Source organism: Bacillus taeanensis (assembly GCF_003318295.1).
Taxonomy (GTDB): domain Bacteria; phylum Bacillota; class Bacilli; order Bacillales; family UBA6769; genus Maribacillus; species Maribacillus taeanensis.
This window is the reverse complement of record NZ_QOCW01000006.1, coordinates 81,586-98,378: the sequence shown is the minus strand read 5'-3', so window position 1 is coordinate 98,378 and position 16,793 is coordinate 81,586. Positions and strand designations below refer to the sequence as shown.

The 16,793-nt window shown below is 39.0% G+C and carries 18 protein-coding genes; all 18 read left to right on the top strand.

Going from position 1 to position 16,793, the window contains the following annotated elements; genetic code table 11:
- Nucleotides 1-201: 201 nt before the first annotated feature.
- The 18 genes from DS031_RS07920 (at nucleotide 202) to DS031_RS07835 (ending at nucleotide 16,496) form a co-directional block, all read left to right on the top strand.
- Complete coding sequence (locus DS031_RS07920; RefSeq protein WP_425451945.1) at nucleotides 202-1,392, top strand: ABC transporter substrate-binding protein; 1,191 nt, start codon at nucleotides 202-204, stop codon at nucleotides 1,390-1,392.
- Between the two features lie 87 nt (nucleotides 1,393-1,479).
- On the top strand, nucleotides 1,480-2,343 hold the full coding sequence (locus tag DS031_RS07915; RefSeq protein ID WP_113805397.1) for a branched-chain amino acid ABC transporter permease: 864 nt from the start codon (nucleotides 1,480-1,482) through the stop codon (nucleotides 2,341-2,343).
- A 2-nt stretch (nucleotides 2,344-2,345) separates the two neighbouring features.
- Nucleotides 2,346-3,335, top strand: a complete 990-nt coding sequence (locus DS031_RS07910) for a branched-chain amino acid ABC transporter permease (protein WP_245947275.1) — start codon at nucleotides 2,346-2,348, stop codon at nucleotides 3,333-3,335.
- A 19-nt stretch (nucleotides 3,336-3,354) separates the two neighbouring features.
- Nucleotides 3,355-4,113: an ABC transporter ATP-binding protein gene (locus DS031_RS07905; RefSeq protein WP_113805396.1), complete on the top strand. Its 759-nt coding sequence runs from the start codon at nucleotides 3,355-3,357 to the stop codon at nucleotides 4,111-4,113.
- Complete coding sequence (locus DS031_RS07900; RefSeq protein ID WP_113805395.1) at nucleotides 4,113-4,814, top strand: ABC transporter ATP-binding protein; 702 nt, start codon at nucleotides 4,113-4,115, stop codon at nucleotides 4,812-4,814. The genes DS031_RS07905 and DS031_RS07900 overlap by 1 nt, the downstream gene beginning before the upstream one ends.
- Before the next feature lie 177 nt (nucleotides 4,815-4,991).
- On the top strand, nucleotides 4,992-5,927 hold the full coding sequence (locus DS031_RS07895) for a Phenylacetic acid catabolic protein (protein WP_113805394.1): 936 nt from the start codon (nucleotides 4,992-4,994) through the stop codon (nucleotides 5,925-5,927).
- A gap of 2 nt (nucleotides 5,928-5,929) precedes the next feature.
- Nucleotides 5,930-6,268: a metal-sulfur cluster assembly factor gene (locus DS031_RS07890; RefSeq protein ID WP_113805393.1), complete on the top strand. Its 339-nt coding sequence runs from the start codon at nucleotides 5,930-5,932 to the stop codon at nucleotides 6,266-6,268.
- Nucleotides 6,265-6,504, top strand: coding sequence for a hypothetical protein (locus tag DS031_RS07885; protein ID WP_181833065.1), 240 nt, complete (start codon nucleotides 6,265-6,267; stop codon nucleotides 6,502-6,504). The genes DS031_RS07890 and DS031_RS07885 overlap by 4 nt, the downstream gene beginning before the upstream one ends.
- Nucleotides 6,497-7,141, top strand: a complete 645-nt coding sequence (locus DS031_RS07880) for a Phenylacetic acid catabolic protein (protein ID WP_113805392.1) — start codon at nucleotides 6,497-6,499, stop codon at nucleotides 7,139-7,141. The genes DS031_RS07885 and DS031_RS07880 overlap by 8 nt, the downstream gene beginning before the upstream one ends.
- Nucleotides 7,131-7,313 (top strand): PaaD-like zinc ribbon domain-containing protein, encoded by a 183-nt coding sequence (locus DS031_RS07875; RefSeq protein ID WP_113805391.1) that lies wholly within the window; start codon nucleotides 7,131-7,133, stop codon nucleotides 7,311-7,313. Before DS031_RS07880 ends, DS031_RS07875 begins: the two co-directional genes overlap by 11 nt.
- On the top strand, nucleotides 7,310-8,167 hold the full coding sequence (locus DS031_RS07870) for a 3-hydroxyacyl-CoA dehydrogenase NAD-binding domain-containing protein (protein ID WP_113805390.1): 858 nt from the start codon (nucleotides 7,310-7,312) through the stop codon (nucleotides 8,165-8,167). The genes DS031_RS07875 and DS031_RS07870 overlap by 4 nt, the downstream gene beginning before the upstream one ends.
- The gene (locus tag DS031_RS07865; protein ID WP_113805389.1) at nucleotides 8,157-8,915 is read left to right on the top strand and encodes a 3-hydroxyacyl-CoA dehydrogenase family protein; all 759 of its coding nucleotides are present in this window, start codon (nucleotides 8,157-8,159) and stop codon (nucleotides 8,913-8,915) included. The genes DS031_RS07870 and DS031_RS07865 overlap by 11 nt, the downstream gene beginning before the upstream one ends.
- A complete protein-coding gene (locus DS031_RS07860) occupies nucleotides 8,912-10,111 on the top strand; it encodes a thiolase family protein (RefSeq protein WP_113805388.1) in 1,200 nt (399 codons plus the stop codon). The genes DS031_RS07865 and DS031_RS07860 overlap by 4 nt, the downstream gene beginning before the upstream one ends.
- 15 nt (nucleotides 10,112-10,126) lie before the next feature.
- The gene (locus DS031_RS07855) at nucleotides 10,127-11,644 is read left to right on the top strand and encodes an aldehyde dehydrogenase family protein (RefSeq protein ID WP_113805387.1); all 1,518 of its coding nucleotides are present in this window, start codon (nucleotides 10,127-10,129) and stop codon (nucleotides 11,642-11,644) included.
- Between the two features lie 105 nt (nucleotides 11,645-11,749).
- Nucleotides 11,750-12,547 carry an enoyl-CoA hydratase/isomerase family protein gene (locus DS031_RS07850; protein WP_113805386.1) on the top strand — a complete coding sequence of 266 codons (798 nt, stop codon included), beginning with the start codon at nucleotides 11,750-11,752 and terminating at the stop codon, nucleotides 12,545-12,547.
- A 103-nt stretch (nucleotides 12,548-12,650) separates the two neighbouring features.
- Nucleotides 12,651-14,225: a benzoate-CoA ligase family protein gene (locus tag DS031_RS07845; RefSeq protein WP_113805385.1), complete on the top strand. Its 1,575-nt coding sequence runs from the start codon at nucleotides 12,651-12,653 to the stop codon at nucleotides 14,223-14,225.
- A 141-nt stretch (nucleotides 14,226-14,366) separates the two neighbouring features.
- Nucleotides 14,367-15,353 (top strand): MBL fold metallo-hydrolase, encoded by a 987-nt coding sequence (locus DS031_RS07840; protein WP_113805384.1) that lies wholly within the window; start codon nucleotides 14,367-14,369, stop codon nucleotides 15,351-15,353.
- A gap of 36 nt (nucleotides 15,354-15,389) precedes the next feature.
- Nucleotides 15,390-16,496, top strand: a complete 1,107-nt coding sequence (locus DS031_RS07835; protein WP_113805383.1) for an enoyl-CoA hydratase/isomerase family protein — start codon at nucleotides 15,390-15,392, stop codon at nucleotides 16,494-16,496.
- Nucleotides 16,497-16,793 lie beyond the last annotated feature (297 nt).

Here is a 16,793-nt window from a genome sequence, read left to right as displayed (position 1 = left end):
GATTGAAAATTATCACTAAAATAGATATAATAATATTTGAAAAGTTAAGAAAATTTAGATTTAAGGAGGTTGAGAAATAGAAAACTGAGCAGGAGATGTAAAGGGGGAAGGTTTTAACAGGAAAAATGAAAGCGTTATCTTTTTGCGAGGTGTTTTCCTAAAAACAAAAAATAAAAAAATAAGAGCGCTGAGGTGATGATAATGAAATTTAAACTATTAATTTCTTTACTGCTTATTTTTTCAATGTTTGTAATGACAGCTTGCGTCAGTGACACAGAAACAGCGGCAGAATCAGATGGAGAGACTCTTAAAATTGGCGCGCTCCTGCCAGCTTCGGGTGTTTATGCTTCTTTAGGTAAAAACCTTGCAAATGGAATGGAGCTTTATTTTGAAAGTGTGAATTGGGAAGTGGAAGGAAAGAAAATCGAAATTGTGTATGAAGATACTGAAGTAGATCCGCAGGTTGCTCTTCGGAAAGCTCGGAAATTAATGGATCAAGATAAAGTAAATATTTTAACAGGTCCTGTTAGTACGGCTGTTGCTTATGCAATTCGTGATGAAGTAGAAAGTAAAAAAGTACCGCTTCTTGTTTCACATGCAGGCGGAAATGATTTAACGAGAAGTAAACGAAGCGATTATATTTGGCGCTCTTCTTTCTCTTCTTGGCAGATTGGTCACTCTTTAGGACAGTGGGCGTATGACAATGTGGGGGACAAGCTTTACATAGCGGCTGCTGATTATGCATTCGGTCATGAAGTAGCAGATGCTTTTAAGGAAGCTTATGAAAGTGCCGGCGGAACAATTGTTGAAGAAGTATTCCCGCCGCTTGGTAACAACGATTATGCGTCATATCTTACAAAAATGAACAGTGCGGACGCTGATGGGGTATATGCATTCTTCGCCGGAAGCGATGCGGTAAGATTTGTGCAGCAGTATGAACAGTACGGATTAAAAGGAAAAGTTCCTTTAATTGGTTCAGGATGGTTAGTATCTGAAGATGTACGAGGCTCGCAGGGAACGTCAGGAGAAGGAATTAATGCATCAATCTTCTGGGATTACAATTTAGATACGCCGGAAAACCAAGAGTTTGTAAAAGCCTATGAAGCGAAATACAATGAAAGACCTAGCTTAGAGTCGTTAGAAGGCTATGATGCAGCGCGCATTATCGTTGAGGCGGTTAAATCGCTTAAAGGAGATCTTTCCAGCTCAGATAATATTGTAAAAGCAATTTCTGAAGTATCATTTACAAGTCCGCGCGGGCCGATTCAGTTTGATCAAGAAACACATCATATTATCCAAAATATGTACATTATTGAAACAGAAGTAAAGGACGGTAAAACAGAAAACAAAGTCATTGAAACAATTGAAAACGTACAAGATCCAGGAAAGTAAAGGTAAAGCAATAAAAAATGGGGGTTGACCCTAAGAAGTCAACCCTCTTTTTTTAGAAAGAAACTTAGTATTCGAGGAGGTTATACGATGGATATACTTGGTGTTCAGCTTGTTAACGGATTATCATACGGCTTATTGTTATTTGTTATAACAAGCGGTTTAGCTCTCGTCTTTGGTGTAATGGGAGTATTGAATTTAGCGCACGGTTCGCTTTATATGCTTGGTGCTTATATTGCTTTTACAATTACAAACAGCGCATTTTCAAACTTTTGGTTAGCCCTTATCGCTGCTCCTATACTTGTTGCGGTAATCAGTCTTATTGTAGAGGTTGGATTACTGCGAACAACGTATCATTTAGGACATCTTTCGCAAGTATTATTAACGTTCGGGCTTGCTTATGTATTTCACGACCTTGCTCATTGGATCTGGGGGACGAATGTGCTGTCATTGGCAGTACCGGCTTCTTTATCAGGATCAGTATCTGTATTTAATCAAACATTTCCTGTTTATCGTTTAGCTGTTATTGCAATCGGTCTTATCATTGCCGTTATTTTATGGGTGATTCAAGAAAAAACAAGATGGGGTGCGATTATCCGTGCGGGGTTAAGCGACAAAGAAATGATCAGCGGCTTAGGAGTGAACATTAAGCTTGTATTTACAAGTGTCTTTATTTTTGGCGGTGTACTCGCAGGATTTGGCGGTGTTGTTGCAGCACCGATTCTTGGGATTTTCCCGGGCATGGAATTTCAAACATTAATTTTAGCGCTTGTTGTCCTTGTTATCGGAGGACTTGGCTCGATCGCCGGAACATTTATTGCAAGTATTTTAATCGGGCTGCTTGAAACGTTCAGCCGCTTTTTACTTCCGGAGTTAAGTTTATTTTTACCTTTTGCTGTCATGGCACTCATTTTAGTTGTTAAACCAAAAGGTCTATTAGGGAAGGTGGCGTAATCGTGAAAGGACAAGTTATAAAAATAACAACCGCAGTTGCTGCCCTTTGTTTACTGCCTTTTTTGCTCTCAAGCTTTTATATGAGTATCGTAACAGAGATTTTAATTTTAGGCATTTTTGCGCTAAGTTTAAACATTCTTGTTGGTTATACAGGACTCGTCTCACTCGGACATGCCGCTTTTTTTGGAGTAGGAGCATATACAGCAGGTTATATTTCTAAAACATTTTCAACGAATCTCTTTTTAACATTCGCTGCTGCAATTCTAGCCGCAATTTTAGTATCAGCAGTCATCGGCTTTTTCTGTACGAAATTAAGCGGCTTTTACTTCTTGATGTTAACACTCGCATTCTCGCAAATGATTTATTCGCTCGTGCACCAGTGGACAAGTGTAACAGGAGGAACGAACGGATTGTCAGGTATTTCAAAACCAACGTTAATAGCGGGAATCGATTTCTCAAACTCCTTCGCTCTTTACTTTCTAATTCTCGTTATCTTTCTACTAATCTATTTCTCTTTAAAAAGATTTCTTTCTTCACCGTTGGGAAAAATACTAGTTGGCATTCGTGAAAATGAAACAAGAATGAAGTCAATGGGCTATAATACGATGTTTTACAAAAACTTAGCGTTTGTTATTGCCGGAGGTTTAGGCGGAGCGGCAGGCTGTCTATATACGTACTTTAACAGTTTTGTTTCTCCGAGTGATGTGTATTGGACGATGTCCGGTTCTGTATTAATCATGGTACTTGTCGGCGGAGCGGGTACGATGCTTGGACCTGTTCTCGGTGCTGCTTTTATTGTTATTTTAGAAACGATTATCAGCTCCTATATTGATTTGTGGATGCTTATTATCGGAACCATTTTCATTTTATTTGTAATCTTTGCCCCAAAAGGGATTGTTGGCATCACATCGGGCTTATTTTCTCAGCAGAGTTTTCGCAAAAAACTTAATCCATCACTCGTAAAAATAAAAGAATTAAAACGAGAAAATTAATGAAGGTGGGGTGTAAGAAATGGAAAGTGTATTAACCGTTGAAAAAATCGGCAAAAGCTTTGGCGGGCTTGAAATTTTAAAAGATATTTCCTTTGATGTAAAAAAAGGCGAGCGCATCGGCATTATCGGGGGAAACGGCGCAGGTAAAACAACGCTTTTTAATATTATTGCCGGAGACTTAGAAGCGAGTAAAGGCAATATTTTTTATCAAGGTAAAAATGTAATGAATGTACCGAACTATAAACGAGTATGCAGAGGAATGGTTCGGACGTTTCAAAAAAATAATTTATTAAATGAGTTATCTGTACTTGATAACCTGCTTCTAGTACTGCAGCGAAAAGCGGGTGTAGAAAATACATGGTTTAAGCCGCTAAGCAAGCCGCATTTTTCGGAAATTTATGAAAGCGCTTCTTCGCTGCTTGAGCGTTGGAACTTAACAGACCGGCGCGACACACTCGTTAAAAATCTTTCATATGGCGAACAGCGCCAAATTGAAATTTTACTTGGGGTTGCACTTGAACCTAACGTACTGCTGCTTGATGAACCGACAGCCGGAATGTCAAATGCAGAAACAAAGTATATTTTGGATTTACTGAACCGCTTACCGGAAGATTTAACAATTTTAATTATTGAGCATGATTTGGACGTGATTTTCGGTGTATCTGATAAAGTAATCGTCTTAAATAACGGTGAAGTGCTTGTGCAGGGGGAACCAAGCTTAATTAAAACCGATCCTCGTGTTACGGAAATGTATATCGGGAAAGAAGAGGTGATATAATGCTTGAGCTTCAGGATATTCATACGTATTATGGTGAAAGTCACATTTTACATGGGGTGTCACTAAAGGTGCAAAAAGGAAAGATGTCTGTACTGCTTGGAAGAAACGGAATGGGAAAAACAACGACCATTCATTCTGTCATCGGCTTTTCCCCTTCAAAAACAGGCAAAATCTTATTGGATAATAGAGAAATCCAAAGTAAAACGAGCTTTCAAATCGCAAAATCAGGAATTGGTCTTGTGCCCCAAGGACGTAGAGTTTTTTCAAATTTAACGGTAAAAGAAAATTTACTTACAACGGCTAGAAGCTCGAAAAGCGGGAGTTGGACACTTGAGAAGATTTATGAACTATTTCCACGTTTAAAGGAACGGGAAAAATCGATGGGCGGTAATTTAAGCGGCGGTGAACAGCAGATGATTTCAATTGGTCGCGCGCTTATGACAAATCCAGAAGTGCTTTTATTAGATGAACCTTCTGAAGGACTTTCGCCAATTATGGTAAGAGAAGTAATGATGATTATTAAAAAATTGAAAGAAGAAGGATTATCGATGTTGATGGTTGAACAAAATCTCTCGATGGCGTTAGCGCTTGCCGATCATGTATATATTTTAAATAAAGGATATGTCGTGTTTGACGGTACGCCTGAAGAGTTGAAGCTCGACAGTGAAGTGAAAAGTAAATATTTAGCCTTAACATCATAATGCTGCTTTTTCGAGCTCTTAAGTATAAATCAAATGCTTAAGAGTTCCTTTTTTATGCGATAGTTAAAAAAACATAATAAAAATTAACAAAAAGTGTTGACTAATTTTTTAGAATATTCTATATTATATATTATAGACGATGTTCATAAAAACATAATATAAAAAGAGGTGGTTAAGTTGGAAAATAAAGAAGTGCTATTAGAAAAACTTCAAAAGGGATTTACTGTTGAACGTTCTGAGGATATGAATGAAGAATACTTAAAAGCATTAAAACAAACGCTGGTTATTGTTGGGGATACAGAACTTCTAAGCGTACCTCCGCTGTTAACAGTCTATGATCAAGCGCCAAACTTAAACTATAAAATTACCGCGCTTGCGGTCATGCAGGATGAAATAGGTCATGCGCATATTGCCTATCGTTTGTTGAAAGATCTTGGTGAAGATGTTGAAGGTCTTTTGTACGACCGTCAAGCAAACAGATGGAAAAATCCATATGCATTTGATTTTAAATTAGATAACTGGATTGAGTTAGGTGTTTTTAACGGGTTGTTTGACAGAGCAGGTTATACACTGTTAGGAGACGCGCATGAACATACATCATATGGACCGTGGAAAAGAGCGTTAGTAAAAGTAGATAAAGAAGAGCTTTTCCATCTTCGTAACGGTGAAATCATTATGAAAGCTGCAATGAAAAATGAAGAAACGGCAAAAGAAGTACAGCGAGCTGTTGATTGGATGTTTTTAATGGCGTTGGAGTTTTTCGGAGTATCAGATGGATTGAAAAGTCGTTCAGCGCAGCTTGATTACAAATTAAAAGGAAGAACAAATGATGAGCTTCGTCAAAAGTGGTTATCATCAGCGGTTCCTTTCTGTGAGTCAATCGGTGTGAAAGTACCTGCACATTTAAATGAAGAAACAGGAAGATATGAAATTGATGTTCCGTTTCCATGTAAGTTCGATATTGAAAATAAGAAATGGTTATACGACGAGCCGGATACATGGGAAAACGTTATTCAGCGTTTTAGAAATCGCGGTCCTCAAAACGAAGAGTTTGTTGCACGTATTCAGAAAGGATATCACGAGTTAGAAGACTTCAGAAAAGAGGTGGTGTAATCGTGGAAAAACTCGCTGAACCTGTTTATCATATTGAAGAACATTATTGGAACATCTTAAAAGATGTAAGCGATCCGGAGTTTCCGATTAGTGTTGTTGATATGGGGCTCATCTATGGCATTAAAGAAAAAGGTGGTGTTGTGGATGTAACGATGACGTACACAACAACAGCATGTGCTTGTATGGCATGGATTGAAAGCGATATCAAAAATCGTCTTCTCCAAGAAGACAACGTGAATGATGTAAACATTACCGTTGTTTGGGATCCACCGTGGACGGTTGACCGAATGACAGAAGAAGGAAGACAAAAAATGAAGCGCTGGGGGGTTAGCTCGCGATGATAGAAGCGAAAGAAAAAAATAGAGATTATGATGTATTTACCCGCATCAAACGAGGAGATGACCTAACTCATATCGGAACGGTTGAAGCGAGTACAGATGAACTGGCAAAGGTGTATGCCAACTATGTATATGATGAAGAAAAATGGGTGGAGATGTTTGTTGTAAGACGTGAAAACATGGTTTGTGTTCGTGAAGTAGAAGGATTGTTTAAAGCGGAGGTGGGACTAAATGGCTAATATAGAAACACAAAGTGAACTAATTACTGTTATTGAAGCAATCGCAGACAACAAATATATTATCGGTGATCGACTTGTGGAAGTTGGTGTCGGCGGTCCGGATTTAGAAGCTTCTCTTTCAGCGATTGCGATGGCTCAAGCAGAACTTGGCCATGCTCGTCTTCTTTACAACTGGACATTTGATATGAAAGGTCATAAAGGGAAAAAACCTGAAGTAAGCGAGCAAACGGGTAAAGCTTTTTCATCAATAGTCGAAATTAATAACTGGATTTCTTTAATTGCAGGTCTTTACACAGTAAATGTTTCCTTTGATATTCTTATGAAAGCGATCGTAAGAACAGAGCATCAGGAAGTTGTTTCTCATTTTACGAAGCTGTTAAAAGAACAAAACGAACATATTATTTATTCAAAAAGCTGGGCTGCTAAACTATTAAATGAAAGCGGATCCATTCCGAAGCGTTTTCAAAACGCATTAAATGAAAGCTATGTGGAAGCGGAAAAATGGCTCGAATCGATTGAAAAAAATGGTGCATTAACGGCTGCCGGTTATCTTATGAAAGATGAAAATCTTACAGAAACATTTAAAAAAGAGATGGCAAGCATGAGAAGTCATGAGGCTGTCGTCAATGCTGGATAATACGAAAAAACCACATTGTTCATTTTGCGATTCCACAGATGTTTCTATATACTCGCCGTTTGGTACGGCTCAATTAGTTCGTCAATATTACTGCAATAAATGCCGCACTGTTTTTGAATATGTAAGATGGCAGACTGAAGCGCCGAATTGTGAGGTGAAATCTTCTAAATGAACATCGAAACAGTTGGTGTAGTCGGATCCGGCACGATGGGATCGGGAATTGCACAAGTACTTATTCAAGAAGGATATAAAACCGTTTTATATGATATTACCGAAGAGATTGTCAGCCGGGCCAGGAAAACAATTTTCGCTCGAATTGACCGCCTCGTTGAAAAAGGGAAATTAACAAATGAAAATGGTGAACAGGTAAAAAACAGTTTAGTCTGTACAGCGAATCTTTCAGAAATGAAAGATTGTCAGGTTGTCATTGAAGCGGCACCTGAAAAAATTGAAATTAAAAAAGAGATTTTTGAGAAGCTCGAAAACTATTGTTCCAGTGAGACGCTGCTTGCAACAAACACTTCTTCTTTTTCAGTTACAGAGATTGCGAGTCAAATCGGTTCACCAGCGCGTGTGGCAGGAATGCACTTTTTTAATCCGGCCCCACTGATGCCGTTAGTGGAAGTGATTAAAGGCATCCAAACATCACAAGAAACAATTGATGCTCTGTATAAGTTAGCGAAGGAATTAAATAAAACGCCGGTCATTTGCGAAGATACACCAGGATTTATCGTAAACCGAGTTGCCCGGCCGTTTTATAATGAAGCAATTCGAATCATGAAAGATCAAATTGCTTCGCCGGAACAAATTGACCGCATTCTAAAAAAGGCAGGTCAATTTAAAATGGGGCCATTTGAACTGCAGGATTTAATCGGAATTGACATTAATTTTGCGACAACCGCTTCCGTATATAAAGGTTCATTTGGAGAAAGCCGGTTCCGTCCACATTTTTATCAAGAAAGAATGGTTCAATCCGGAAGACTTGGGCGCAAAGCAGGAGGTGGCTACTTTGAGTATGAAAAGTAAATGCAAAATAGCTGTCAGCGGTGACAATAATTTAGCAAAAGAAATTCGCGGAGCATGCGCCCAAGCTGAAGAAGTTGAACTTCTTTCATTAAATGATCCAGCATTGTATTCAAAAATTGATGTTGTTATTGAAACAATAAACTTTGATTTGCTCGAGAAAAAACAGCGGCTGCAGCACATTGAAAATATTGTTGACAGCGATACATTAATTGTTACGACCGTACTGGGGGTTAGTGCAACAGAAGCGGCATCATGGTTGAAACATTCAGAGCGATTAATCGGGTTTGCGACATTTTCGAATTTAGAAGCGCGCGGCTTACTTGAAATAGCGCCGGCGCTTCAATCAAATCAAACCTTTTTAAATCAGGCATGTGATGTACTGGATCTACTCGGAAAAGAAGTAGAAATCGTCGCAGATGAAATTGGTCTTGTGTTTCCGAGAATTGTGGCACTTATTATTAATGAAGCAATGTTTGCAATGATGGAAGGGACAGCATCACCAGAAGATATTGATGAAGCGATGAAAAAAGGAACGAACTACCCGTTTGGACCGCTTGAGTGGGCGGATAATATTGGACTTGAAGATGTATACGCCGTTTTAAGGGGATTACACCGAGATTTAGGTGAGGAGAGATATCGCCCGGCCCCACTTCTAAGAAAAATGGTGCTTGCCGGTTGGAGCGGCAAGCGAGTTGGAAAAGGGATTTATTCTTATATAGAGCAAACAGAAAGGGAGACCGTTAGATGAGAGAAGCAGTTATTGTCGATGCCGTTCGTACACCGATTGGAAAATTTAACGGTTCATTAACAAATGTACGGGCAGATGATCTTGGAGCACATGTACTGAAAGAACTATTAAAACGTAACCCAATTGATCCTAGTTTAGTAGAAGACGTCATCTTTGGCTGTACAAATCAAGGCGGCGAAGACAATCGTGATGTGGCAAGAATGTCGCTTTTATTAGCAGGATTGCCTGAATCGGTTCCTGGGGTGACGGTAAACCGATTGTGTGGTTCAGGTCTTGAAGCTGTAAATAATGCTGCATTTGCGATTAAAGCAGAGCAGGGCGATGTATTTATTGCCGGCGGAACTGAAAATATGACGCGTGCTCCTTACGTAATGATGAAGCCGCATCTTGTCAGTGCAAGAGGAAATCAGACCCTGCATGATACAACAATCGGCTGGCGTTTAGTCAATCCAAAGCTTGTCGAAATGTATCCGCCAATTAGTTTAGGTGAGACAGCTGAAAATGTTGCCAATAAGTATGGCGTGTCGAGAGAAGAACAAGATGAATTTGCGGTTATGAGTCAGCAAAAAGCGCAGCAGGCTATTGAAAGCGGACGGTTCAAAGATGAGATTGTTCCAATTTCAGTGCCGCAAAGGAAGGCTGATCCGCTTACTTTTGATAGGGATGAACATATTCGACCAGGTACAACATTAGAGAAATTAGCGAAACTACCTCCAGCTTTTAAAGAAGGAGGCTCTGTTACAGCAGGAAATTCTTCCGGTATTAATGATGGGGCGAGTGCTCTTCTCGTTATGGAGCGGGAAACAGCGGAAAATCTTGGCTTAAAGCCGCTTGCTCGAGTAGTTGCTTCAGCTGTTGCCGGAGTGGATCCATCTTATATGGGAATTGGACCAATTCCAGCGGTAAGAAAAGTACTGCAGCGAGCAAACATCACGGTTAATCAGCTTGATTTGATTGAACTGAATGAGGCATTTGCTTCGCAATCACTTGCTTGTATAAAAGAACTTGGCTTTGATTTTAACAAAGTAAATGTTAACGGCGGAGCAATCGCTTTAGGGCACCCGCTCGGCTGCAGCGGCGCTCGTATTGTAACAACGCTCGTTCATGAAATGGCAAAAAGAGATTGCCGCTATGGACTTGCGACAATGTGTGTGGGCGTCGGGCAGGGAATCGCAGCAGTATTTGAAAAATTGTAATGAGGAGGGGTTTATATGGTAAACGAAACAAATCAAGTGCTTACAAAAGATGAACTCGTAAAAGAGGCTTATCCATTATTTATTAATGGTGAATATATTGAAAGCGCAAACGGCGCCTATTTTGATGTGCATAACCCGGCGACAGGGGAAGTATTAGCAAAAGTTGCTAAAGGGACAAAAGAAGATGTAGATAAAGCAGTTGAAGCTGCTCGAACAGCATTTGAAAGCGGAAAATGGCCGAGAATGACTGCTGCAAAGCGTGCGCGTCTTTTAATTAAAATTGCTGAGATTATGAGAAGTCGTTTTAATGATCTCGTTCGTGTTGAAGTGTTAAACACAGGAAAAACGGTTGCCGCAGCCCAAGGTCAAATTACCCAGGCAATTGAAGACTTTGAATTTTATGCAGGGACGATCCAAACGGCTGGCGGACAAACAAATCCAATGCCAAACGGGTTTTTTAACTATACAGTAAAAGAGCCTGTCGGTGTTTGCGGACAAATTATTCCTTGGAATTACCCGTTAATGATGGCAGCTTGGAAAGTAGCTCCGGCGCTTGCGGCAGGTTGTACGATTGTATTAAAACCGGCAAGCTATACACCGCTTACAGCGTATATGCTGGCTGATATTTGTCACGAAGCAGGTGTTCCGGAAGGCGTTGTCAATGTGATTACTGGAAGCGGTTCTGAAATTGGTCCATATATTACAGAACATCCTGGTGTTGATAAAGTAGCGTTTACAGGAGAAACAGAAACAGGTAAAGACATTATGGCAAGAGCTTCGCAAACATTAAAGCGTGTGACGCTTGAATTAGGCGGAAAGTCGCCAAATATCGTGTTCGATGATTGTGATATTGACGGTGCTGTTGACGGTTCATTATTCGGAATTTTCTACAATACAGGTCAATCTTGTGAAGCGCGTTCCCGCTTATTCGTTCACGAAAATATTTATGATGAATTTATGGAGAAATTTATTGAAAAAGCAAGTCGTTTAAAGCTTGGCGATCCGTTTAATAAAGAAGTTCACGTTGGTGCTGTTATTTCGGATAGCCATGAAAAAGTTATTGACGGTTATGTAAAGCTAGCTGTTGAAGAAGGCGGCGAAGTGTTATACGGCGGCAAGCGTCCAGAAGGTCCAGAATTTGAAAAAGGACACTGGTATATGCCGACAATTATTGGAAATGTGACAAACGATATGCGCATTGCCCAAGAAGAAGTATTTGGTCCTGTTGTTGTTGTGATGAAATTTAATGATGAAAAAGATGTGATTCGTCAGGCAAATGATACGATCTTTGGTCTTGGATCTGCGGTTTGGACAAAGGATTATGGCCGCGCTCATCGAATTGCTTCTGCGATTCGCGCTGGTATTGTCATGATTAACAGTCCGATTTCGGCATTTCCTGGCGCACCGTTTGGCGGTTATAAGCAATCAGGTTTTGGCCGTGAATTATCAGTTGAAACACTGGATCTTTATTCAGAAACAAAAAGTGTTGTCTCCTATGTTGGCAGCCGTCCGTTAAATATTTTTGGGCTGTAAGTTTTAGGTACATGTTCATAGGTAAATTTCTTAACATTTAGAAAAAAGTTAAAAATTATGTTGAAAGAAAAAAAAAATTAAGATAAATTGAAGGAGGACATATAAATGTCAACTACTACCGAAAAAACTAAAACGCTTACATTAGTAAAAGAAAACGGAGTGGCAGAAGTACATTTACACGTGAACAAAACGAATTCTTACAGCTTAGAGTTTTATAAAGAATTAAATGCTGCAATTGATGATATTCGTTTTGATAACGACATTAAAGTGGCCATTCTCATGAGTGACATGCCGAAGTTTTTCTCTGCCGGTGCTGATATTAACTTCTTAAAAGCTGCAGAGCCGCGCTTTAAAACACAATTCTGCCTTTTCTGTAATGAAACACTTGATAAAATTGCCCGTTCTCCGCAAATTTGGATTGCATGCCTTGAAGGACATACAGTTGGCGGCGGTCTTGAAATGGCGCTTGGCTGTGATCTTCGCTTTATGGGCGACCAAGCTGGAAAAATTGGTCTTCCGGAAATCAGCTTAGGCGTTCTTGCCGGAACAGGCGGTACACAGCGTTTAGCGCGTCAAGTTGGTCATTCAAAAGCTCTAGATTTAAATATTACAGGTGATACGATTTCGCCGCAGGAAGCATTGGAAATTGGCTTAGTTGATCGCGTATTTCCTCAAGAAGAAACATTGGAAAAAACGCGTGAATATGCAAGAAAAGTTGCAAACAGTGCTGCATATGCTGCCTCCAATATTAAACTTTCGATTATGAACGGAAAAGAAATGCCGTTAAATGTGGCCATTCGTTATGAAGGTGAACTGCAAAATTTATTGTTCCGTTCACAAGATGCAAAGGAAGGATTAACTTCTTTTATCGAAAAACGTCCTGCTGAGTGGAAAGGTCAGTAACCCCAACTTCAAAAAAGCAATACTGGTTAACAATTTTGTTAACCAGTGTTGCTCTTTATATATGCTTCAATCCACATAGTCATAAAAAAGCGAGGGGGATATGATGGAACAAACAGTACAGAAAATCAATGGCATTGGCAATTACTACAATGTAGCTGATCGAATTATGGAAGAGAATATTAGGAATGGACTTGGTGACAAGGCTGCCATTCATTATCTTGATCAAACACTTACTTATCATCAGCTTGAAGAAAAAATTAATCAATTTGGTAATGCCATTAAAACGCTTGGCTTAGAAGCTGAGCACCGTATTTTGCTTGTTTGTAACGACTCACCTGAATTTATTAGTGCTTTTCTTGGCTCAATTCGAATGGGGGCCGTTCCGATTCCTGTTAATACGATGATGCAGCCTAGTGATTATGAATATTTTTTAAATAACAGCCGCGCTCGTGCTCTTGTGATCCATGAAGAACATTGGGAAAAAATTTCTCATATTAGAGATCGCTTTCTTTATTTAAAGCAAGTTATCGTCATTTCTGAAAACGCTGTCATTCAGGGGGATACATTTGATTATCATATGCTTCTCAGCGGTCAATCGACTAAACTTGAAGCTGTACATACAACCGCAAACGATGAAGCGTTTTGGTTGTACAGCTCAGGCAGCACCGGTGAACCAAAAGGAGTTGTCCACCTTCAGCATGATATCGAATGCGCCTATCAAAATTACGCTAAGAAAGTATTGAAAATTACAGCGGATGATATTACGTTTTCTGTGTCAAAGCTTTTCTTTGCATACGGACTTGGAAACGGTATGTATTTCCCGCTTAGTGCCGGTGCCTCAACCGTACTGCTGCCAGACCGACCGCTTCCTGAAAAAGTATTTGAAATGATTGAGAAATATAAGCCGACTATTTTCTTTGGTGTTCCAACGCTGTATGGTTCAATGATCGAATTAGCGGAAAAATCGGAAAGGAAATATGATCTATCTTCTTTAAGAGTATGCGTTTCGGCTGGTGAAGCACTGCCGTCAGTATTTATTAAAAAATGGAAAAAACTTTATAACGTTGATATATTAGACGGCATCGGTTCAACAGAAGTCCTTCATATTTTTTTATCAAATAATATAGGCGATGTGAAGCCTGGAAGCTCTGGTAAAGTCGTGCCGGGATATGAAGCAAAAATTGTAAACGATCTCGGCATCGAAGTTCCTGATAATGAAGTTGGCGACTTATTAATTAAAGGTGACAGTATTTGCAGTAAGTATTGGAACCGTCATGAAGAAAATAAACGAAAGTTTTACGGTGAATGGTTTCATACGGGTGATAAATACTACAAGGATGAAAACGGTTACTTTTGGTACTGCGGCCGCTCCGATGATATGATGAAAGTAGGCGGCATCTGGGTATCGCCTATTGAAATTGAAAATTCACTGCTTCGTCATGATTACATTCTTGAAGCAGCTGTTGTTGCAGAAAAGAATGAAAATAATCTCGTAAAGCCAAAGGCATTTATTGTTTTAAAAAGCGGGGTTGCTCCTTCTGAAAGCTTAAAGAAAGAAATTAAACAATTTGTAAAACAAGATTTAGCACCATACAAATATCCACGAAAAATAGAGTTTATTGATGAACTGCCAAAAACAGCAACAGGCAAAATTCAAAGATTTCGCTTAAAAGCATAAAAAATCCGCCTTTTTTGGAAATTTGGTGAGTTCGCGCTTTCTCTCATTTCCAAAAAAGGTGGACCCTTATATACTACCACATATTATTTTAAAAGGCACTTAAGGAGAATTCCATTTTTAGGATAGGGGAGGTGGCTGAAAGTGCAATCAGCATTAACAAAAACTTCACATACTGTTTATCCGATTTCAGTTCCGACAAAACATAGCTTACAATCGTTTAATTTTTATTTATTACAAGAAGAAGATTCTCTTTCGCTTATTGATGCAGGAATGAACAACGAAGAAAATTGGAACGATTTAACCAGGACGTTACATAACTTTGGCTTTAGTCTCGAAGACGTAAGTAGAATTATTATTACACATAACCATGAGGATCATGTTGGCTTAGTAAATCGGATTTCTTCTATTAAAAAAGATATCCCGATTTATGCACCAAAAGAGGCAATTCATCGCTTAAAGCGAGATCCGCAATTTTTTAAGATGCGTATTGCGTTTTTTAAGCAGTTATATGAAGAAATGGGCTGCGGAATTTTTGGGGAAAAGCAGGTCGGGCGTTTAATAGCAGCAGCAAATCAGCATGAAAAACGAAGGGTAGATGCAGACATTATTCCGCTTACTGAGGCTGATCTCATAGCAGGATTACAAGCGATCCAAACACCAGGTCACTCTCCTGATCATATGATCTTTTTTGATGAGAAACGAAAATGGATTTTTGGCGGTGATCTTCTTATTCAGCATATTTCCAGCAACGCTTTAGTCGAACCGGATGAAGATGGTAAGCGGCTGTTAACGTTAATTCAGCATGAAAATTCACTTAAAAAATGCTTAGCTCTTGAGGCGGATGTTTTATTTCCAGGACATGGAGAGCTTATTTTTGATTATAAAAAACTTATTACTGAGCGCTTGAACGGCATTCAGAAAAAAGCAGATCGAATGTTAAAGCTAATTGAAAAAGGTGTCACTACCGCAAATGAGTTAGCACAAACGTATTACAAACATAAATATGAGAGCCAATTTTCGTTAGTGATGTCAGAAATTATCGGACACTTAGATTATTTAGAGAACCATCAAAAAGTTACTAAAGAGCTCAAAGATGGTGTTTGGCATTACTATTCTGAAGTTAAATAAATAATAGATTTTTATGGATAGGGCGGTGATTTTACAGTGGAAGAAAAGAGTGTAATCGCAACAAAAGCACGAAATGGTGCAGGTTGGATTAAATTAAATCGTCCGCAGGCGTTACATGCGTTAAGTAAAGAAATGATTGATAGTCTTTTAAAGACGTTAAAAGAATGGAAGGAAGATGATACAGTTGCTTTCATCTGTCTTCATTCAGAAGGAGAGAAAGCATTTTGTGCTGGGGGCGATATTCGTTCCTTTTATAATGTAAAAAAAAATGCAGCAGCATATGCAAAGAGCTACATTACAGCAGAGTATACGCTGGATTATGAGATTCACAATTACCCAAAACCAATTCTTGTATATATGAACGGCATTGTGATGGGAGGAGGAGTAGGCCTCTCTATTGGTGCTTCTCATCGCATTGTAACTGAAAAAACTAAATGGGCAATGCCGGAAATGACGATCGGCTTTTTTCCTGATGTCGGCTCTAGTTCCTTTTTAAATAACATGCCTGGCTGTATTGGACGATACCTCGCTTTAACAGCAAACTCAATAGATGCTTCTGATACCCTTTATACTGGTGCGGCTGATTATTATATCGAGCGTCACAATTGGCCGGAGTTAAAAAGAGCGATTAACGAAAAACCATGGACATTACATAGTTCAGGGGAAGACATTAATGAGTTATTAAAGTATTATTGTTCACCTGTTAAAGACACTTCAAACATAGAACGTCATGAAGAACAAATAAACAAACATTTTCGCTTTAATTCGTTGGAAGAAATCATTTTATCTCTTAAACTAGCGGCGGCAGAAGGTGATGGATGGGCGTTAGAAACAGTGAATACGATGCTGTCTAAGTCCCCTACATCCCTAAAAGTGACGCTTCGCCAGCTTCAAGAAGGAAAACAAAAATCGCTTCAAGCATGCTTTGTGATGGAAATGGATTTAGCGATGAATTTTTTTAGTAAGAATGAGGTGTATGAAGGAATTCGGTCCGTGCTTGTAGATAAAGATCATAAACCGAATTGGAGCCCAAGTGAAATTGAGGATGTTTCTGAGGAGGACGTTTCTTCTTATTTTTATTATGAGTGGGAAGATGGTCAAAGTCCTTTAAAGAAAGCTTTTGAAGGTGAAAAAATAGTGTAGAAAATAACATTACTTTTATTCATTTATGTTTGAAAGATTAAGTGTTGTATATAAAATCAGTTCTATAGCCAATTATGTTGGCTATAGAACTGTCTTTTTTTCGGACCGCCTCTTAAAATGAAGAGCAGATAAAAACAAAACTAGCTATTTTTGATTGAATCAGTTTAGCTAAGCGCTTTTTTAGCCTTAGTTTTTTTTATGCTTGTAGTAAGTGTTTTTTGTACTAAATCCCGGTAAGTAAACAATTTGTTGTTATGAAAATCTCTCACCGTTTAAGTCCCTTTTACTTTGGCTATA